This window comes from Chitinophaga sp. sic0106, from assembly GCF_019219075.1.
Taxonomy (GTDB): Bacteria; Bacteroidota; Bacteroidia; order Chitinophagales; family Chitinophagaceae; genus Chitinophaga.
The window spans coordinates 503,404-524,589 of sequence record NZ_JAHUWJ010000002.1 but is presented as its reverse complement, the minus strand read 5'-3'; the positions used below and the strand labels follow the sequence as shown (position 1 = coordinate 524,589).

The window sequence follows — 21,186 nt, the reverse complement described above, 5'->3', positions numbered from 1 at the left end:
AAAGTATACCTATTGGCAGAGGTGGTATAAAACGATACACGTATCCCCTGATTCGAAGTACCAACACCCCGAAAATGCCCTTTTAACTACCAAATCCTGCTTAGTTCAGAAAGCTGAGTATGCGCTGTATGAGCCGTTTGTTAGCCGTTACTATTTCAGCCCGGCCATCCATGGCTTTATATATATCGAGTGGTTTGTGATAACTGGAGATGTTACCGTCTTTCAGCTGTATATCTATAGAAACGGCTCCATTACCCGCCGGCAGCGGCCTTGACAATACCTTACCTGCCAGTTTCCCAAATTCGCCGCTGGGATAGTCGTTCAGGTGAATAGATACTTCCTGCCCTATCTGTACTTTTCCTGCACCTGCCGAAGGCAGGGTAACCGTAGTAATATAATCTCCGTGTTCCGGCAGTATACTGAGTAACAGGGTCGGTTTTGTGTAGATAATACGGCTGTCGATGCTGCGCTCAAAAACTACCTTTCCTGCTACCGGCGCGGCAATAGTATCTCCCCCGGTACGCAATAGTAACGCCTGCCCTTGATGCACCAACTGCCCGTTTTGTACCAGTGCCGCCTGGACTCCCCCCTGGTCAATGATCACTGACGCAGGCGCCTGCAGTGGAACAATGGTAGCCTTGCCCCCGATAATATCCGGGAAACGGATCAGACCCGACAGCGTAAGAAACAGCAATATCACTGCAAACAACAGGATATTACCCCACCGCATCATAAAGGACGGTCCTGCGCCCAGCACTTCATTAACTTCCTCACTCATCAGCGAACTTTCCAGTGCTATATTTTTAACTGACATAAATAATTGTTTTAAAGGCTTTTGAATTATTCCGCACTGCACCGGTGATGGGGCAATGCGGAAGAAGATTTATTTAATTACCCAGCTCCAGCTGGTTCCTGACCAGGTTAAAATAATAACCCTGCTCCTGTATCAGTTCCTGGTGGGTACCGGCTTCGGTAATCTGCCCTTTCTCCAGCACAATGATTTTATCTGCGCTCTTCACAGTACTCAGCCGGTGCGCAATCACTACTACCGTTCGACCTTCAAAGAACCGGTTCAGATTTTCTATGATCACCCTTTCGTTTCTGGCATCCAGCGCACTGGTAGCTTCATCGAAAAACAGTATCGCGGGATTTTTATAGACAGCCCGTGCTATCAGGATGCGCTGCTTCTGACCAGTACTGAGCCCCATACCGTTCTGTCCAATTTTGGTATTGTATTTCAACGGTAAGGTGTCGATGTACTCATGAATATTTGCAATGCGACAGGCTTCGAACAACCGTTTGTTATCGATGGTTTGCTCCCCTACGGCTACGTTGCCGGCTATACTGTCGTTGAAAATATAGCCTTCCTGCATCACCACCCCGCAGGATGCCCGCCATTTGGCGTGACTGATATCTGCCAGCGCATGGCCACCTACATACACACCTCCTTCCTGCGGATCATAGAATTTCAGCAGTAGCTTCAGCAGGGTGCTTTTACCGCTGCCGCTGGCACCTACAATAGCCGTCACTTTCTGGTGTGGTATCAGCAGGTCCAGGTTTTTAAGCACTGGTTTACTGCGTGAAGTACTCTCGTACTGGAAGGTCAGATTGCTGATCGTAATATCACCGGAGGGCACTTCCTGGATCTTCTCTTCGGTTTCACTTTCTTCGTCTGGTTTGTTATGAATTTCGTTGATGCGGCCTATACTGAGTCGCGCATCTTGCCAGGACTTCAGGAATTCCACCAATTGGAGTATAGGTCCGTTGAGCTGGCCTATGATATAGGAGATAGACAACATCACGCCGAGGGTGATCTTCCCGTCGATGACCAGCTTAGCGGCCAGGAAGGTGATGATAATATTTTTCAGTTCATTGATCAGAGAGGCGCCGCTGGTTTGGGCCTGACTCAACTGCAAGCCTTTCAGGCTGGTTTTGAACAGCTTTACCTGCAAATGCTCCCACTGCCATCTTTTTTTACGTTCGGCATTATTCAATTTGATTTCCTGCATGCCGTAAATCAGTTCCAGGTTCTTTTCGTTGTTCTGCGACAATTGTGTAAACCGTTTGTAATCCAACGTGGCACGCTTTTTCATAAAAAAGGTAACCCAGATAAAATAACAGGCGCTCATACTGGCAAACACCGCAAATATCAACGGACTATATATCACCAGCACTACGGTAAATATGATCAGGTTGATAAACGAAAACACCGTATTCAAAGTACCGGAGGTAAGGAACAACTCCACCCGCTGATGGTCGGTAATACGTTGCAGAATATCCCCTGTCATCTTCACATCAAAATAACCTAAGGGCAATTTCATCAGCTTCCGGAAGAAGTCGGATAACAGGTTGATATTTATCCGGCTGCTCAGGTGCATGAGGATAAATCCCCGCAATACTTCCACACTCGTTTTCCCGAAAAACAGCAGCAGCTGGGCCAGCAGCACCATATAAATAAATCCGATGTTATTATGCTGTATGCCGGTATCTACAATGCTTTGCGTGAGGAAAGGAAATACCAGCTGCAACAGACTGCCGGCCACCAGGCCCACCAGGAGCTGTGCTATCAGTGATTTATACTTCAGCAGGTATTTGTAAATAAACATGATACCGCCATTGGTTGCCTTTTCTTCTTCCCCTATGGTATCAAATTCCGGTGTAGGCTCCATCGACAGGATTATACCTTCGTTGTTTACCCCGGCGCCCCAGCTTTTCAGAAACTCTTCTTTTTTATAGGTAATGAGGCCGTGTGCCGGATCGGAAACGTAGACTTTATTATGCCGGATCTTGTATACTACTACGTAGTGGCGCTGGTTCCAGAGGGCCAGGCAGGGAAAGGGTGCTTCTTCTGCCAGGTCTTCATAACCGAGTTTTGCCCCAATCGTACGATACCCTGTTTTCTCAGCAGCCTCGCTGATGGCCAGCAGGCTGGAACCTGAGCGGGTGGTGTGGCATAACTTACGGAAGTACTCTATAGAGTATGTTTTACCGTAGTACTTACTGACGATCCGCAGGCAGGTAGGGCCGCAGTCCATCTCGTCGTACTGCCTGTATTGAGGAAATTTGTTTAACATATCATCAGCTTTTAAAATTTTCAGATAGCTGCTTTTACCTTTTGACGGGCAATGGCAGATTGGTAGTATCTTGACAGGAAATCGTAGATCACCATTTCATGTTTACGTGGGTTGCTGGTAGTAATCCGATTGAGCAGCATATGGATGTAGCTGGCCATGAGAGAGCCTAACGGAACCTGCAGCTGTCCTGCCTGCGCCAGTTGCAATATCTCCGTTGCCACCGGCTCCAGGGCTTTAGACTTAGCATACAGCGCCTCTATGAGCGGGTACACTTCTTCCGCAGGGTCCATTTGCTTGTTCATAAACAGGTCGATGTTTTTCTTATGGTATCGGTATTTGTCATTCAACACCAGCTTCACCGGCTTTTCTACCCCAAACTCTGTAGCAAACATATTTTTAAGATGATCCAGTAAGGCAAATTTATCTGCGATGGTAAACCGGAAAACATCCAGCAGTTCATCTACGGCACGCATACCCCATAGCCAGCGCAGGCTCTCCCGCTCATCGCCGTAAGTGTTGTCCAGCAGTTCCAGCAGCGCCACGCTGTCGTGGTGAAAAAACGTTTCCGCATGATCGATGGTGGAGGCCCCATACCGGTCCACCTCTCTGCTATAGGTATCTGCCTGTAGTTTCCAGATATATCCTTCGGAGATGTAAGGTTGCAGCGCATCATGAATGCGGCGGATGGCTTCACCTGTACTATCAGTATCGGCTATATGAAAACGTAGCCTGAGATGAAATCCGGGGTCGTTATAGCGGATAAAAAACCATTTATCGGAAATACCTGCTGCCTGCAATGCTTCGCTGAGTGGCTTTACGGCATCCAGCAGGATTTTATCCGCCGACTTCACACCGCAGTATATTTTATAGTACAGCCATTCTGAGCCAAGGGCAAACTTTTCCGTTACCTCTTTTGTGCGTGTAGTCTTAGCCGTTACTTTTCCGGTATAGGAAGGTGTTGTTTTGCTGAGCACTGCCACAAACTGATTTACATAGGCGTTACCGTTAGTATCCGTTACCTGTTGCTGGTTGTTCAGGAACTCGCGCAGCATGAATACAGATCGGTTTTTTACTGTGTCCAGCCAAACGCTCAGCATGGCCTCGTCTTCAAAATCGATCAGTAGTTCGTTGTCACCGTCGGCTAATACGAGCAGCTTTGGCAGGTTCCACTGGTTACGGAATGCGGTGGCGGCTTCCAATAAAGCGGCACCTTCCAGGCCAGCAAGGTGTTTTACCTCCGACCATGCAAAGCTCCATCGTGCCAGGTGCAGGATTACACTTTTATAGGTAACCCTGGGGAGGAAGCGGTGCTGTACCTGCAGGTTACCCCAGTTGAAAAATACGCCCGGGCGCTTGTCCTGTATCTGGAGGTCGCACAGAAACTGGTATACCGGCAAGGCGCCATTGGCGTAGTTATGTGCGGTGCTGAGCCGTGGCACCACCTGCTTGTTTAAGCGACCGGACCGAAGTATCACCCGATTATTTTTTACGGATACATATAAGTCCTGCACATCAATCTGGTTACTTTTATCGAGTGATGATTTGGCCAGGTATGGTATTTCATACCCTCTGAACACCGGATGCAGTAATATATTACCTACTCTGCTTTCCGGGAGATGTATAATTTCTGCGTAGGCCACTTCCGGGTCCAGTTCCTGCTCTTTGGCGGTGATCCTGTTGACCATGGTATTAATAGCCGCGTCCGCGTGGCCGAAGCGTCCCAGCAGATTGGCGGCACTGGAGCCTCCTACGCTTTCAATGTAGAGTTGGAGTTTATCGGTGCCGACTATACGAAACATCACAGGCAGGGATGGGGCCAGGTCCTCCCAGTCAGGGGTAAGTTTGGCGATATCTTCTTCCAGGAGTTCCACGGTATTGCTGCGTTGTGCATAGGCATCCATCAATTTATTGTGCAGCAGTGTTTCCAGCTTACCCCATGCAATATTTTTTTCTTTCTCTTTGGCAGTGCCGCCGGGGATACCGCCAATCAGCGGTGTGATGCCTCCGTTCGCGCTTTCGAGGTAGCCGATACCGGTTTCTGTGTCCAGTACTTCCAGCAGCGGCATTTCTTTATCTTCATACCGCTCATAAAAGCGACGTGCAAAGGAGCGGAGGTTTTCACCCGGCTTTGCAGCGGTGAAGCGATTGAGCACACCGATGGCTTCCAGCAGCTGCGATTGAATATTTTCATCCACACCACTACCGCTCAGGTGCTTCACTACATCCGTCTGAAACAATTTATTCTCTTCATATTTTACCCCCAGCTGATCCAGGATGGCCATCAGGCCCCGGTAGCGGGTTACATCATTGGCATCGGCAGCGTCCAGGTCATGCAATACTTCCAGCACATTCAGCAACACCGGTAATATGTCGTTAACGGCTGGTGTAGTGTGCTGCAGGCGTTCCAGCACGTCTATGATCTGGTGCAAAAATTCCTTGCCGGTAATGGCGGGTTCCAGTTCATTTACCAGCAGTTGCGCCTCAATGAGCAACTCAATAAACGTGGTAGCTTCCGCTGTGGTAATATCATCTTCCAATACCCAGCTTACCATTTGATCGATGGTAGCGCCATTGGCAGCAGAGCGGATTACGCGGGTAATGCTTTCTGTGCCTGTTACCGCACTGATCTGATGCCGCCTGCGGCCATAGCGGTAAGAATATTCCACATAACGCAGCTCATCGCCAATGGTATAAATACTATTGTTGGGGCGGTACAACAAATGTTCCTTTATGCCTGGCAGCGTGGCCAGCTGCTGCGCCAGCGCGCAGAGGTAGTGCATATCCAGGCGGGTATGACGGCTGATCTTTTTTTCATCTACCAGTACTTTGGTTTTTTCTTTGCCCCAGTTAAGCACCGCACAGCCGGAGAACAAGCCAAAAGGTGTACAGCGACTACTCATGCGCACAAAATATTTGCTAACGGATCTTTTGAGTTTGTCGATATCTTTCTTTGAACTGATCTGCCCATTTCTCCATTTAATGCATTCATCGTGCAACACCGGCGACGCGAGGTACAGCGCTTCCAGGAAAGCGTTGTTTTGCAGCAGCGCATCAAAATCAATCTGATTGACTTGTGCGGTGAGCGGAAACCTTGGCGTCCTTAATACTAATTGCGGGTCGAATAAATATGGGATACTCATGGCAAAGAGTTTTATGATGATTTAAGTTGTACCACGTACAGGACTCGAACCTGTGTTTTTTCCGTGAAAGGGAAACGTCTTCACCTCTTGACCAACGCGGCATGTTAATTTGTTAAGCGAGGAACAGCACCCTGTCCCAGTCGTTATCTTCCTGCTCACCCTGCAGGTAGTCCATCAGCACCAGGCCCATACCGGCAGCACCATCCAGGATACCCGGCATTTGCACAAACGGGCCTCCGTTATACTTTTTGAATCCGCCAATGCCATCCGGGTGATTGCTCAGTTCCAGGGTTTTATCCATCCACAGGTGATAGCTGGCATTGAATATTTCATTACCGGTAAAGCGGTACCATTTCTTGTACATATGTGCCAGTCCGGCGCCACCGTGGCACAGGCAGGCGTCATGCACCAGAGCGCTGCGGGGCGTATTGCGCCTGGCAGCTGCTAATGCCAGTCCTTCGGCCTCATGCAGGAGGTTATCATCCTTCAGCAATTGGGCTGCATGATATAACCCGATAGAAACAATAATATCTCCATAGCACCACCCCAGCGGAATATCATATGTGGTATCCATGCCTGCCGCATTCAGTTTTACAATAGAGGGATAGAGTGAAATAGAACGGGGGTCAGTGGATTTGAACCGTAAAAGGCAATCCACAGCCGCTTTCACGGAGGCACTCACCATTGCTTTATTATCGGCCAGTTCATGGTATTTGACCAGAAACAGGATCATGGAAACAATGCCGTGAGCCATACCACAATTCACGTACACATCCTGCTGTGGGGCTTGCTGGGCAAGTATAATTTCATCGAGCGACAACCGGATAGCCTCTCCAATCTGCCGGATGCGGTTCAGCTCAATTGTTCCTGACTGGTACCGATCCAGAAAATAAGCAGCCAGTCCAAGGGAGCCATGTAGCAGGTCTGTATTGGATTTGAGCTGCATCCTTCCAAAAACGCTGTAAAGAATTTCATCGCATTGAATTAAGAAATCGGTAATACTGTTATCAATAAATGCTTTCTGTTGCAGGTAGTTGAGCAAATAAGCGTATCCCGCCAGTCCGTCACAATAGGTATAGGAACGAATGCCATTATTTACTTCTTCCATGGCTTCTTCCAGTATGGCAGCCGCACGATTGCTATATTTTTCATCTCCAAACTGCTGGTACATATTATAATAGAACAGTGCCAGTCCACTACTGCCGGTAAGGAGTGATAAACGTGCGTTACCTGGCAGGCTGGCGGTAAGATCCCGGTCGAGCTGTTCCAGTTTTTCGCTGATGAAAGTGGCTGTTTTCATATAACCGTTATTGTTAGAGATAAGAGGAATATTCTTTTGCTTTTTCTTAATACCGGGGCCACACTGAAAATGGAGGCCCCGGATATAAGTTGTACAACACCATGTGAATTATGCCTGATCTTCAGCAGCAATACCAGAAAGGGTAGTGCAGGCGCAGCAGGTGAAATTGTGGTGAGTGCTGATACCAGAAGCGGTATCCACTGTGTCACCGGTTTTAACTTCATCGATTCCACCCTGTACGGCGTCCAGTTCTTCGCCAGTCAGGTTAGCGATTTTTTCTTTGCTGAAGGGGAGTTTGCTGTTCTGTAAAGCGATTGACTTTTTCATGTTTGTTGATTTTTGGTTGGTTTAAAAAATTGTGAAAAGTAAAAGGGGTATTAATTAAGCCTGATCTTCAGCAGCGATACCGGACAGGGTAGTGCAGGCGCAGCAGGTGAAGTTGTGGTGAGTGCTGATACCGGAAGCGGTATCCACTGTGTCACCGGTTTTAACTTCATCGATTCCACCCTGTACGGCGTCCAGTTCTTCGCCAGTCAGGTTAGCGATTTTTTCTTTGCTGAATGGGAGTTTGCTGTTCTGTAAAGCAATTGACTTTTTCATGTTTGTTGATTTTTGGTTGGTTGTGAATAAATGGTTGTTATTGTTTTTGATTTTTACTTTACCTGTTACGCTTCAGCAATACCTGAGAGGGTAGTACAAGCGCAGCAAGTGAAATTGTGGTGAGTACTGATGCCGGAAGCAGTATCTACTGTGTCACCGGTTTTGATTTCATCGATCCCGCCTTGTACCTGGTCCAGTTCCTCGCCAGTCAGGTTAGCGATTTTTTCTTTGCTGAATGGGAGTTTGCTGTTCTGTAAAGCAATTGACTTTTTCATGTTTGTTGGTTTTAATTGGTGATTAAATATGATTGGATTTTGATTACTGCTGTTGAAGTGGACGATCACCACTTTCCTGGTTGAAATAATCGCAGTTAAAGTCGTCCTGTGTACTTTGAGGGACACAACCCAGTGATATTCTGGCGATCGTATCTTCCATACCGGTCACTATTTTTTCCATATCCAGCTTGGTGAGGATGGCCACACTTTCTTTATTCAGAAATAATTTTGACTGTGATAATCTCTCCTGCTTTTTCATAATAAATACTTTTTTGAGTTGAATGATTTATCCTGTATTACAGGGGTTTAAAATATTTTAGGTTAATTATTTTCTACTCTGCGTTTTTCGGTTTCGATACCTGTTCTTCTTACTGCGCTTGCTTTTACGTTCTTGTTACCCCACTTATAGTTAAACTGTAATTTTACTATCCGGCTTTCTACCTTTGCTATGTCGTGTAGTTGCAGGTCGGGAGATGTTATACTGTACTTATTCACCAGTGTATTGAAAACATCGGATACGTTGAGGGTGATGGTCCCTGCTTTATCCAGGATGGTTTTGGACAACCCAAAGTCTACTGCATAGCGGCTGTTGAAGCGGTACTGGCCCATGGCCATTGGCGAATAATACCGTCCGCTCAGTTCCAGCTTAAAGCTCTGGGGAAGCTGAAAAATATTGGTGGTAGTAAAGTAGGCGGTCACTTGCGCATTGTCGAGGGCCAGCGTGCCATTACTGTTATACCTGGCATAGAAGGCACCGAAGTTGTTTACCGTATTCCATTTGTTGTGCAGCAGTCGCTTGCTGTAGCTCACACTTCCATCGAGGTATTCGCCGCTGCTTACGTTGTCGTAGGTAGATATGATGGCATTTCCGGTAGCGGCTTTTTTGAACACGTCGGCTACAACCTGCTGATGATGCTGATAGGTAAAGGCGGCCATCCATTCAAGTCCCCGGGCATAGCTCAACTCAAAGTTGTGGGAGATACTCGGACTCAGGTTAGGGTTCCCTTGTGTATAACTGAACTGGCTCACATATATCAGAAAGGGGTTCAGTATTTCAAAACGTGGCCGGTCAATTTTTTCCTGGTAGGAAAATCCGAACTGCTGTAGCTCCGATTGGTTAAAGGTGACGCTGGCATTGGGAAATACGTTGAAGTAATTGTTTTTATTGACGTCGCCGGTAGTGACGGAGCGGCCTTCTGTATTGGTTTGCTCTCCCCGCAGGCCTGCCTGCACATCAAATTTTCCGAATGTTCTGGAGAGATTTAAGTACAGGGCATTTACATTTTCCTTGTATATAAACCTGTTGGAGCGGCCTTCATCGGTAGTCCATTCCTCATTTATCTGCTGCTGCCATAATACGTCATTATCGATGGTATTGAAATTTACCTTAGCACCTGCTTCAAACTTCACGGCCTTACCGGGTTGGGTGTAGTCCACCGCCAGGGATTTGATCGTGTTGTCGGACGGGAGAGCATCCCGCTGCACCAGGGATGGCAGTAGTTCTATGAATTTATAGTCGTAGTACCGGGTGAGCAGGTCATCATTCCACTTACGGTTGTAGTTAAAGTAGTCTGCATTAATCACCAGGGTTTTACCAGCACTATCTAATATTGATTTAAAGTAGAGGTTGACTGCGGGATTGAAATACCTCGCATGTCCGGCGGTATTAACGGTCGACACTCCTGCACCGCCAGTGGTGGCACCGCTTTGCGTGGCTGTGGCCAGGGCATAGTGGCTACGCTCGTTATACATGCCGCGGAGCAACAGACCGATAGTATTGCGTTTGTTGATATCGTAGTCCAATCCCGCTTTAAAGGAATGATTATCACGGGTACGGATATCCCGGGTTTGTTCGCTGATCTGTACGTTGTTGGCACTCAGCTGCCGGTCGGAATTGTTATCTGCAAAAGTTTGGGTATGCAGGTAATCGTAGCTGCTGAAGAGGTTGAGTTGTTTAGTGCGGTAGTTGATGGATGCTCCGCCGAGGTAGCGGGCATAGGTGCCGGCACCACCCCCTGCGGTGAGGGTACCATTGGCTCCTAATCGTTTATCCTTTACTGTTATGATGTTGATGGCAGCGCCACCAGTGGCATCGTACTTTGCAGAGGGATTTGGGAGCACTTCGATTCTGTCAATACCATTGCTGGGCAGGGAGGCCAGATACTCTTTTATATTATCACCTGTGAGGTTAGTATTACGGCCATCGATGAGCACGGTCAACCTTTTACCGCGAAACTGCAAACCATTATTCTCCATCATGCCGGGGGTTTTCAGTACTACGTCGTAAGCGTTGCCACCGGCAGCTACGGGACTTTCAGCTACATTGAGTACGATCCTGTCCAGCCGCTGAATAATGAAAGGCTTGGCCGCAGCAACATTTACCGCCTTCAGCATTTTTTGGTCAGGTGCGAGAAAAACCGGTGTACTGCTTCCATCCAGCGCTATACCTTCTTTACTGTAAGTTTTATAACCAATGTATATTACTGACAATGTATAAGTACCATCCGGAATATTCTTAAATGAGAAGCTACCTTTATCATTACTGAGGGAATGGAAAGTGGTATCTTTTCCTTTTAGTAACACGGTGGCATTGGGCAGGGCACCTTTGGTAAGACTATCGCCCACCTGTCCGTGCAACTCTCCCCTTTTGACCTGCGCTGTTGCCAGCTGCATGCCTGAGAGCAGTACCAGTATTGTTGATGCGATTTGTATTGTTCTCATAAATTTGTTTTTTGAACTTGTTGATACAAACTTATCGCGAACAAAACGCCTCTTGAAATACGATACACCAATTGCTATTATCGCAGGACGAAACCGGTAAAATTGAGCGGGGAGGTTTTGCGAAGAATGATTAACATCTCCCTAAACAACTAATTACCAATAAGTTAATATATTTTATTTTTGGGAGAGATCAGAGCGGTGCATGGACTAAACCGGCGGGTAATAAAATATGCTGCTTGTAAAAGTGGCTCCTGAAATGTTTCGTATCCCAACCTATTCCTGGATTCATTTGGTCAGGATATCAAGTTATTAATTTGGGATTTGGTGAATGGGACTTAATGCAAATCTAACTGAAATAGCAGGTTTATTTACTATTTATGGACGAACAGATGAAGAATGGGACATTTTTAAGCCAGGTGTTAATTATCAGGCTTTTTTAGTTATATAAAAATAGTGGTAACTTTAGGTTGAAAACGTGCTTAATATCCTATTAAAGATTATGAAGAAAAACAAAAAAAATCCATTATGGTTGCATACTTTCAAGGTTCGCAAAACCAGGAAAAATTACAGCAATGATGATTTCTTTGTAAAAGAATTGGAAATGGCAAGGAATCATTGACCAAATGGGGACTACCTCCGGAATCCTGAAATTTCTCCATGCACACCTATCCTAATCTGGTGCTGTCCCCCTCACAGCACTTTTCGAAGTGAAATTAACATCTCCCTAAATAAAAAATACCCGCCTACCATAATATAACCCCAGCTACCTATCATGCCAATGCAGTGACTTCCGCTACATTTATACCGTTACCCATAATTTTTCAACCAAATCTGAAGCACTAATGAGAAAACTCTTACTCTTTGCCACAGCATTGCTGTGCACTACCTCGTTGTATGCGCAGGATTACTGGAAAGCCCACACTGATTTAGCCAGAATTACTACCGACAAAGCGGTAGCACGACTTGCTTTCCCCTCCTCCTACAAATTATTTGACCTGAACCAGGCCACCTTCCGCAGGGAAGTTTTTAAGGCAGTAGCTGCCAGAGGAGCCGCGGTTAATACCATCATCTCCCTGCCCAATGCCGATGGTCAGATCGAGCAATTCGAAATCACCGAAGCCTCCAACTTCGACCCTGCATTGCAGGCACAATTTCCGGACATACGGGCGTTTTCCGGTAAAGGTATTACCGACCCGTATGCTACGCTGAAGCTGAGCATTTCGCCGCAAGGGATTCAAACAATGGTTTTCCGTACCGACAAGGAAAACGAGTTCATTGAGCCTTATTCGGCGGACCATACCGTATACACCGTATTCAGAAAGCAACCCAGGACATTACCCTGGAAATGCAGCACACCTGAACACGCGATGGCAACAGGTATCAGCAGCCAGCTACCTAATAACACCGCCAGATCTACCGGCGATGTAAAAACACTTCGTTTAGCCCAGTCCGTTACCGCCGAGTATTCCAATTACTTTGGCGCCACAAGCGCCGCACAAGTATCCCTCGTGCTGGCAGCTATTAATGCTACCCTTACCCGCTGTAACGGCGTATATGAAAAGGACCTGGCTATTCACCTGAATCTGATTGCAACTGATACAGCAGTTATTTATTACAATGCCGGTACCGATCCCTACTCCGTTGCTTCCACCGGTGCCGCAGGCGCCTGGAACAGTGAATTACAAAATACCCTGAATACAAAAATTGGCAGCGCCAACTACGATATCGGTCACCTCTTTGGTGCTTCCGGTGGTGGTGGCAATGCCGGTTGTATTGGCTGTATTTGTACTAACAGCACTAAGGGAAGCGGCTTCACCTCTCCGGCAGATGCCATTCCTCAGGGCGATAACTTTGATATCGACTATGTAGTACATGAAGTAGGCCACCAGCTGGGTGCTAATCACACCTTTTCCATGAGTAACGAAAACACCGGTGTGAACGTAGAACCCGGATCAGGCATTACCATCATGGGTTACGCCGGCATCACCAGTCAGGATCTGGCACCACATTCTATCGCTATTTACCATGCGGCATCTATCGGTCAGATACAAACGAATCTTGCCAGTAAAACCTGTCCGGTTACTACAGTTATTTCTGCCAACAACGCTACACCAGTGGTGAATGCCGGTAGTGACTACACGATTCCCATCAGCACCCCGTTTGCCCTTACCGGTTCAGCCACCGATGCCAACCCCGGTGATATACTCACCTATTGCTGGGAGCAAAACGATAATGCACTCACCACACAAACAGGTTCCAGCAGTGTAGCCAGTGCTGCCAAAGCATCCGGCCCCAACTGGATTTCATATATGCCGTCCACTTCGCCAACCCGGTACTTTCCTAAGCTCGCCACCATCCTGGCCGGCGGCCTGATTTCAGGTCCGCTCACCGGTGGCGATGCCGGCGCCAACACCGAAGCGCTCAGTTCTGTTTCCAGAAATCTGACATTCAGACTAACGGTAAGGGATAATGCTCCCTATAGTTCCACCGCTCCGGTGGTGATAGGTCAAACGAACTACGACGATGTGACCATCTCTGTCAGCAATACCTCAGGACCATTTACCATTACAGCTCCCAATACAGGCGTAACCTGGGCTGGCAACTCCTCCCAGAGCATCACCTGGAATGTGGCCAATACCACCGCATCTCCGGTTAGCTGCGCCAATGTTAAGATATCCATCTCTACTGATGGCGGTAATACTTTCAGCACCCTCGTGGCCAGCACCCCCAACGATGGCAGTGAAGTGGTAACGATTCCGAATACCCCTTCTACCACCGCAAGGATAAAAGTAGAAGCGGTAGGAAACGTCTTCTTTGATATTTCCAATACCAACTTTACCATTAGCTCCGGGTCATCCTGCGCATCGCCGGCAGGTTTAGCCGTATCTTCCATCACCACTACGGCTGCCACCATCGGCTGGACGGCTGTAAGCGGCGGCACTTCCTACGATGTGGATTACAAAGTAAGCACTTCTTCCACCTGGATCAATGCTGCTACGGCTACTACCGCAGTATCTGTAGGATTGAGTAGTCTCACCGCAGGCACCCTATACGATTACCGCATCAGAACCAATTGCGCCAGTGGCAGCAGCGCCTATTCCACTGCGCAGTTTACCACCACCAGCACATCCGGCTGTACTGCACCTTCCGGCTTAACCAGTGCCTCTGTAACCAGCAGCGGTGCAACCGTAAGCTGGACGGCAGTATCAGGTGCCAGCAGCTATGCAGTAGATTATAAACTCAACAGCGCATCCACCTGGACCAGCGCGGCCACCGCCACTACTGCCACTTCCGTTAGCTTGTCCGGATTAACGGCAGCCTCCCTGTACGATTGGAGAGTAAGAACCAATTGTGCCAGCGGCAACAGCACGTATACCACTGCACAGTTCACCACGCTGACCACCGGCGGCTGTTCAAACGTATTGGATAACAGCACCAATGGCACCACCAGCGGCGCGGCAGTTATTCCGTTTAACACCAATGTTACGGGCTTGATAAGTCCAAGCGGAGATATTGATCATTACAAGTTCGTGATCACCACCGGCGGTACTATTACCATTACACTCGGTACCCTCCCGGGCGATTATGACCTGAAACTGCTTAACAGCGCCGGTTCACAGGTAGCCATTTCACAGGCTGGCGGTACCAGCAGCGAAACCATCAGCAGAACAGTAACTGCAGGAACATACTATGCGCAGGTATACGGCTATTCAGGCGCCAACAGCAGTACCACCTGCTATACCTTACGCGTACAGTTGGGCACTGCCAGTAAAGAAACGGATCGCCTCACGAAGGAAGAAGGACCACAGGTGACGGTATTCCCTAGTCCGGCCAACAGTACCCTCAATATTAACATTGCGGGCAACAAAGGCAAAGCGGAAATAAGGATCTTTGATGTAAGCGGCCACGTGGTAATGCGCCGTGTACACAATACGTCCACCTTGCAGGTGAGCATCGCAACATTGCCTCCTGGCGTGTATATGGTTAGTGTGAAAAATGAAGATGGCACCACCAGCATGACGAAGTTTATTAAACAGTAATCAGGTTTATTTACATAGGAAAGTGAGGGAGTTAATCCCTCACTTTTTTTATGCAGTTCCCGAAAATTTATTAGCTTGTGTAGTACTCATGCATAATTTGTATGCAGCCTATTTATTCGCTATAAACTATTAAACCTGTTTTATAATGAGATTCAGTCCTAAGTCTATCCTCACACTGGTTGTGCTGGCAGTGCTGTTAATTGTTTTCTTTTTTTCCTGTACGAGAATTGATGCCGGCCATGAAGGCATCCGCGTAAAGCAATATGGCACCGATAAAGGCGTACAAGACGTATCGCTGGTAACGGGACGGGTATGGTATAACCCTTTCACGGAAAACATTTATGAGTTTCCCATCTTTGTGCAAACGGCAGACTATGATCCTTTTACGGTAAATGCTAAAGACGGAAGTGTTTTTCATGTAGACCCAACGATATCCTTCCGCGTTATTGCAGGGAAATCGCCTGAAATATTCCGTAAATACCGCAAAGGCATTGAGGAAATTACCCGGACAACGCTGTATAATTATGTGAAAGATGCTTTTCGTATACAGTTCAACCGTTATACCACTGACAGTATGATCAGCAACCGGGAAGGCTTTGAAAACGCAGTACAAAAACAGCTCTCCGATGAACTCGTGAAGGAAGGCTTTACACTGGAACAGCTCACCTCCGGCCTCCAATATCCTGAAAGTATCACCCAGGCAATAGATCAGAAGAACAGTGCAGTACAACAAGCGATCCGTGCGGAAAATGAGCTGCGCGTAACCGAGGCCAATGCCAAAAAGTTAATTGTACAGGCTGAAGCCGAAGCCAAAGCGAACTCGTTAAGACAACAGTCCCTGACGCCCCTGCTTATTCAGCAACAGTTTATTGAAAAATGGGATGGAAAAACGCCGCTGTATGGGGCAGCACCGGTGATGTTTAAGAATGTGCCGTGATAAAGGTGATAATTGGGCTGACGCTATCTGGTAAGGTATTTCAACGGTTGGGAGACCATGGTATCCGTTTACCCTGTAGGATCTCATCATGCAGGTGATCAAGTCTTTCAATAACTTCTTGCATTTCAGATGAATGATTACCCCACCAGATCGGTGTAGCGAAAATGCTAATTTGCACTGCTTCCAGACGAGCTAAAATCGACGGCCATGCGTCCCCGCAGCCCATATCCGTATATGTGCCGGGCTGGATATGCTCATGGACGAGCTGAATGGTTTCTGTGGCAATACCGTGGCGGCTGAGTCGCTCGGTGAACAACTCAGCGAGGGTGACGGTGTTGGAGAGGCCGGATTTTTTTAAAGTGCCGAGTAGGATGATAGCTTTCATGTAGTTTGTGTTTAGGGAGAAGGATGCCAGTATTGTGCCAGTGTGGAAGGGTTATCAAACCATCATGCAGATTTCAAAGCGGTAAGGTTACAATTAAATGGTCAGGCGGAGTCAGATCTTTTTATTGTAGACTTATCAAACATAACTTTACAAATTCTACTCTAGTTTTAGCCCCGAAGCCTAAAACTCATTAATAAAAAATGTCCATAAATTATCGACAATTGAAAGATTACATTCTATTCATTTCCTCTTTAAGTCCATAATAATTCACAGCGGTCATTCTGCTTCCTCTTATATTTTCCTCACAAAAATCCTCAAAATTTAATGCATCAAACGTAGCATCATTGGCAGCAAGGATTACTTTTATATTGTTTATTCCAATATTAAACACAGTTTTATCCCTGAGAACTCTTCCAAGGTAAATGTAATTATACACCCCAACCGGATCTTCTTCGATCGATTTATGAAGCAGGAAAATATACTTATTTCTATTAAACACGGAATAATACTCCGCACTTAATAAAAATAAGTATTTCCTAAAATGATGTACATCATTTTTCATCAGGCATTTTTCCAACAAACAATTAACATCTTCCCTTATACCTCCGTCATATTCACTGTCAACATATGCGAGCAATATTAATGATTGACCATGACTAGGATCCAAAGTCAAATTATACTTAAGCAAATCTATAGCAGATAAGAAACCATCAGCGTAGACTTGTGTATTCACCAACAAAAAAGCTAATAAGAATCTAGCATGAACATCCCGATCATTTTTACTACAATAGTCCTCTAATAAATCTATAGCACCCTTATCATCCCCCTTAAAAACACACTCCCTAACCTTATCAAAATAGTAAATCATTTGTAATTAATTACATTAACTCTATCCCAATCACTAGCCAAAGCAGCCCTCTTATACGCACCAACAGATATAGACAAATTATTTTCAATCATCACTATAATAGCCTGATACCTAATTATTAATCCTATTAAAATCTAAAAAGTCAAAGCTAATCAGATTAGCATATTACCCAAATACCTACTTCAGTAGATTTACTCTTATTGAAGACTCGACCTCCCTTTTAGGCGTCCGACTAAATGTCCTTGGTAAGCTAAAAAATATCTTGCATCTCCTAACTCTATACGCATATATGTGTCAGGATTTTTTTCATCAATAATTTTATAAATACTTTCAGTTTTTTCAAACTCCAGCCTATCAATATAATGTAAATGACAAAATTTCATGCTTTATTATTTTGCAGTTTTAGGGATTATATTAGATATCTCATGTACTACTGACATATCTCCATTTTTATAAAAAATAATTAACCCAGAAAAACATGTCTGATTAACCTTTATTTATAAAAGATTGTTAGTCAAAGTAGCGAACCAGGATTAAAGCCCTTAACATCTAATTCTTCCAATGAAAGATTGAAGACACGAGCGCTTTCCAACACCAACTCTCCCACTTCGTAATATGCAAGAGCCCTACCTTGCTCAAATAAATCATCTTGCACTAGTGAGGCTGGCCTTACACTTTGCATAGACTCATGAATCAATAATATTAAATGCTGGAGCATCTCTTTTGCTCTTTCTTCATTAGCCATTATACTCCCTTTCTGGTTCCAATTAATATTGCACTATTTTACAGCAGCCATTAGAGCACTGCATAGGCATTTAAGCATAACATATAGTATGAGAGAATGTAACAGATTATTCACATGACATGATTGTGGGTTACATCAAGGTTTACTCAGGTTACATTTTCTGGTATAGGTATTTTTGTATTTAAAAGCAATGTTTATTAAATGACTCTAAAAAATAGATATTGGTTTACTACTTTTGCAAGCGAGCACAAAGATATTAATCCATACAATAGAAACAATTGCACTATGGTGGTAATATTTATTTAAAGTTTTCTGAAGAACACATCAGGTATTCGATAAAGTCACTATTAAAAGCAAAAAATATGACACCTCAACTTCGCAAAAGCCTATGGAATCAATTTGGCGCCAGTATCGACATGCTGACCAATGCCATTTCCTCCTATCCCGAAAACCTTTGGTACGAACAAAAAAAATTCTTCTACATTTCTTATCATGTAGCTGTTTTCCTTGATTATTATATCACCATTCCCGCAGCAACATTATCCTCACCATTACCGTTTACACTCAGTGACGACATTCCAGCAGATGGCATCGACGACATTGTGCCGGATAAGATTTATAGTAAAGAAGAAATTCTGGCTTATATAGCCTCCAGTCGCAAAAAATCACAGGAGCTTATTCTCAATATGACAGAAGTTGATTTCGCAACGTTATGGACAGAGATAGAGAGTGATAAGGTAATGCCGGTTTTTGAGTTGTTTTTATATAACATGCGGCATGTGCAGCATCATACAGCGCAGTTGAATATGATATTACGCAAAGAAACAGGTAGCGCACCGGGCTGGATAAGATACGCAGAGCATCAATAATAATGGTTCCAGGGAAACCCGGAACCATCAAATATTTCAGATCAGCTGTACATTATGCCTTCGACCAGTGCACTAAATCATATGGATAATACGGACTATCCTTAAACGCCGTATCATCCAGCTGCATGATTTTAGTGATAGCGCCTGCCTCCCAGCACCAGTAGCCGGTATAAGCATGATCTTTCTTATGACTATCGTACCAGGGATCATTCCTATGCAGGTTATACCAGGTGTCGAGGTATTGTTTCATTGCAACGGTAGCATCTTCCTTATTCATTCTGATAATATCCAGCAAATATTGATACAAGGAAGGCCAGATCACTGCTTCCTGTTGATTACCCCCACCTCTTTTACCATTGATGATAAACCAGAGAATAGCGTCAGGTTTCCATTCCGGGTAATCGGAGCCAGCATCAGCCTGCTCTATCACCTTTACAATGCCGTTATATTTATCGTCAGGTATTTGCAGCAGATAACCCAGTGCCAACATGTCCAGCATATCTGCATAAGTGGAATCCGGCTCCCATCCGTTGGCATACCAGTCGGCTGCTTGGATGAAAATATCATAACACTCCTGAATAGGTTTCCCCATAGAATAGGCTACTGAAAACTTCTGCAGATAATCATAGGAGATAGACCAATCATGGTAGGGCTCTGCTCTGCCCTGTTTCATCAGGTCTGACCTGGTCTGCATGTCTACAGTAATATTATGCTCCTTCTGCTGAAGCATTTTCTCAAAATATTTGACGTTCTTCATAGCTGCTCTCTGACCAGGAGAACGCTCCTCTTCATTCGTGTTAGATCCGCCGAACAATTTGTTTAAAAAACCCATTAAATGATATTTTAAAGAATAAAATCAGAACCAGCTTCCTATTGTTTTCCCTAATCCACCTCCAAGAATACCGCCAATGGCTCCTCCTACCAGTCCTCCTATCACCGTTCCCACACCAGGACAAATAGCCGTCCCTATAATCGCACCTATTTCAGCACCTGCCCACGCACCGGCGATAGCACCTGCCGCACCTCCCACCGCCTCTTTTGTCTTCTCCCCAAAATGCCCCTCCTCCTGGTAAGTATTATAAACATTCAAGACTTCCAGACCAATGCCCACCACAATCAATCCTCTGCCTACCACTTTTCCCGCTGTACTCAATACCGGAGAACGGGATACAGCCTGCGTGGCTTTAAACAGACTATTATTGGCTCCTGTAGCTAATTTACTACTTCTTACCGCTTGAGAGAAATTTGAGTTTGCCAAGGCAGTTACCGGCCTTGAGTTTCGGATGGAAGAACGTACGCCATTAACCAACGTACCGGCACGGCTCGTCTTTACTTCCATGGCCTCCCGCTGACCACGGGTTTGCTTATAACCACGGTCATTCTGCGTTTCAGAGTGCATGTCCCCGTTCGGCATCGTCTTCACCATCTCACGCTGCAGGGTGCCGCTATCATTCGCGCGGGAAAATGCTTCCCTGTCGGCCGGATTGATGCCGCCATTATCCGTATGGAACTTCGTCCATCGCCTGCTGGTTTCACGCCCGTAGGTGGCTGTATTCTCCAACTTGGCGCCGTTATATTTGGCGTCAGTCAGTTTATAGGTACCGTTCTTTTCATAAGCACCATCGATGCCCGGCGACGTCGGCTTATCAATATCCATGTTGGGATGCTCGGAGCGCACATCTCTCCAGCCCTCCTGCCTGTGGAATACCTGGTCTTTCATCTCCCCATAATTACCTCCACGCCTGAAATCATTAGGACTGTTATCCCTCACCAGACTCATCTTACCGTTTTCTACATCATGTATCACCCCACGCTGCACATAATCTATCGCCGCATCATAGCTGCCAAATGCCCATGCGCCGGCACCAAGGCCCGTAAGTCCATCCGCCGCCATATTACTGCTACCAGATGGTGCATCAAAGTCCACCTTCACCTTTCCCCCCTGCTTGCACAGCAGGCAGGCATCCTCAAATACCAGCTTATAGCCATTTACCTTTACACCTTTGTTACATTTATCCCAGTAAATGGGCTCTGGCTTACAACTGCCACCAGAAGCCGAACAGCGGCCCATAGGCATAATATTTTCACCCGGTACCATGTCCATTTCGCTGGCCAGGTTTTCGCCGTAGATCTTGGTATTATTGTGATGGGTTACCTTCAGCCTGGAAGGCGCACTGCCTTTATCACAAGTAAGCCAGCTGTTATCTGGAATGTATTTTTTAGATCCCATAA

At 46.0% G+C, this 21,186-nt stretch carries 18 protein-coding genes and 1 tRNA gene; 3 read left to right on the top strand and 16 right to left on the bottom strand.

The genetic code is table 11. The annotated features are described in order from the left end of the window. Nucleotides 1-100 precede the first annotated feature (100 nt). The 10 genes from KW844_RS04950 to KW844_RS04905 all read right to left on the bottom strand — a co-directional run bounded on the left by KW844_RS04950 (nt 101) and on the right by KW844_RS04905 (nt 11,110). Nucleotides 101-814 carry an HlyD family efflux transporter periplasmic adaptor subunit gene (locus tag KW844_RS04950; RefSeq protein WP_218375598.1) on the bottom strand — a complete coding sequence of 238 codons (714 nt, stop codon included), beginning with the start codon at nt 812-814 and terminating at the stop codon, nt 101-103. A gap of 73 nt (nt 815-887) precedes the next feature. After that, entirely contained in the window at nt 888-3,074 is a 2,187-nt protein-coding gene (locus tag KW844_RS04945; RefSeq protein ID WP_218375597.1) for a peptidase domain-containing ABC transporter, read from the bottom strand. 20 nt (nt 3,075-3,094) lie between these two features. Continuing rightward, a complete protein-coding gene (locus KW844_RS04940; RefSeq protein WP_218375596.1) occupies nt 3,095-6,214 on the bottom strand; it encodes a lantibiotic dehydratase in 3,120 nt (1,039 codons plus the stop codon). A gap of 29 nt (nt 6,215-6,243) precedes the next feature. Then, nucleotides 6,244-6,315 (bottom strand) — tRNA-Glu (locus KW844_RS04935). A gap of 11 nt (nt 6,316-6,326) precedes the next feature. Next, nucleotides 6,327-7,514: a lanthionine synthetase LanC family protein gene (locus KW844_RS04930; RefSeq protein WP_218375595.1), complete on the bottom strand. Its 1,188-nt coding sequence runs from the start codon at nt 7,512-7,514 to the stop codon at nt 6,327-6,329. Between the two features lie 108 nt (nt 7,515-7,622). Next, nucleotides 7,623-7,841 (bottom strand): class I lanthipeptide, encoded by a 219-nt coding sequence (locus KW844_RS04925; RefSeq protein WP_218375594.1) that lies wholly within the window; start codon nt 7,839-7,841, stop codon nt 7,623-7,625. 54 nt (nt 7,842-7,895) lie between these two features. Further along, nucleotides 7,896-8,114 carry a class I lanthipeptide gene (locus KW844_RS04920; protein ID WP_218375594.1) on the bottom strand — a complete coding sequence of 73 codons (219 nt, stop codon included), beginning with the start codon at nt 8,112-8,114 and terminating at the stop codon, nt 7,896-7,898. Nucleotides 8,115-8,179: 65 nt separating this feature from the next. Further along, nucleotides 8,180-8,389, bottom strand: coding sequence for a class I lanthipeptide (locus KW844_RS04915; protein ID WP_218375593.1), 210 nt, complete (start codon nt 8,387-8,389; stop codon nt 8,180-8,182). 43 nt (nt 8,390-8,432) lie between these two features. Then, on the bottom strand, nt 8,433-8,648 hold the full coding sequence (locus KW844_RS04910; protein WP_218375592.1) for a class I lanthipeptide: 216 nt from the start codon (nt 8,646-8,648) through the stop codon (nt 8,433-8,435). Between the two features lie 62 nt (nt 8,649-8,710). Continuing rightward, the gene (locus tag KW844_RS04905) at nt 8,711-11,110 is read right to left on the bottom strand and encodes an outer membrane beta-barrel family protein (protein WP_218375591.1); all 2,400 of its coding nucleotides are present in this window, start codon (nt 11,108-11,110) and stop codon (nt 8,711-8,713) included. Nucleotides 11,111-11,952: 842 nt separating this feature from the next. On the opposite strand from KW844_RS04905, the gene KW844_RS04900 reads away from it, so the two are divergent. Both KW844_RS04900 and KW844_RS04895 read left to right on the top strand, forming a co-directional pair. Further along, the gene (locus KW844_RS04900; protein ID WP_218375590.1) at nt 11,953-15,150 is read left to right on the top strand and encodes a reprolysin-like metallopeptidase; all 3,198 of its coding nucleotides are present in this window, start codon (nt 11,953-11,955) and stop codon (nt 15,148-15,150) included. 145 nt (nt 15,151-15,295) lie between these two features. Next, complete coding sequence (locus KW844_RS04895; RefSeq protein WP_218375589.1) at nt 15,296-16,087, top strand: prohibitin family protein; 792 nt, start codon at nt 15,296-15,298, stop codon at nt 16,085-16,087. A gap of 40 nt (nt 16,088-16,127) precedes the next feature. On the opposite strand, the gene KW844_RS04890 is transcribed toward KW844_RS04895, so the two are convergent. From KW844_RS04890 to KW844_RS04875, 4 genes are all read right to left on the bottom strand, one after another. Then, entirely contained in the window at nt 16,128-16,472 is a 345-nt protein-coding gene (locus KW844_RS04890) for a flavodoxin family protein (RefSeq protein WP_218375588.1), read from the bottom strand. A gap of 229 nt (nt 16,473-16,701) precedes the next feature. Further along, nucleotides 16,702-17,340, bottom strand: coding sequence for a hypothetical protein (locus KW844_RS04885; protein WP_218375587.1), 639 nt, complete (start codon nt 17,338-17,340; stop codon nt 16,702-16,704). Between the two features lie 197 nt (nt 17,341-17,537). Then, on the bottom strand, nt 17,538-17,723 hold the full coding sequence (locus tag KW844_RS04880) for a hypothetical protein (protein ID WP_218375586.1): 186 nt from the start codon (nt 17,721-17,723) through the stop codon (nt 17,538-17,540). Nucleotides 17,724-17,854: 131 nt separating this feature from the next. Continuing rightward, complete coding sequence (locus KW844_RS04875; protein ID WP_218375585.1) at nt 17,855-18,085, bottom strand: hypothetical protein; 231 nt, start codon at nt 18,083-18,085, stop codon at nt 17,855-17,857. A gap of 362 nt (nt 18,086-18,447) precedes the next feature. Here KW844_RS04875 and KW844_RS04870 point away from each other — a divergent pair, with 362 nt between their 5' ends. Beyond that, the gene (locus KW844_RS04870; protein ID WP_218375584.1) at nt 18,448-18,954 is read left to right on the top strand and encodes a DinB family protein; all 507 of its coding nucleotides are present in this window, start codon (nt 18,448-18,450) and stop codon (nt 18,952-18,954) included. A gap of 52 nt (nt 18,955-19,006) precedes the next feature. On the opposite strand, the gene KW844_RS04865 is transcribed toward KW844_RS04870, so the two are convergent. Together KW844_RS04865 and KW844_RS04860 are read right to left on the bottom strand one after the other, a co-directional pair. Next, nucleotides 19,007-19,786, bottom strand: a complete 780-nt coding sequence (locus KW844_RS04865; RefSeq protein ID WP_218375583.1) for a PoNe immunity protein domain-containing protein — start codon at nt 19,784-19,786, stop codon at nt 19,007-19,009. A 24-nt stretch (nt 19,787-19,810) separates the two neighbouring features. Continuing rightward, nucleotides 19,811-21,184: a PAAR-like protein gene (locus KW844_RS04860; RefSeq protein ID WP_218375582.1), complete on the bottom strand. Its 1,374-nt coding sequence runs from the start codon at nt 21,182-21,184 to the stop codon at nt 19,811-19,813. Nucleotides 21,185-21,186: the final 2 nt, after the last annotated feature.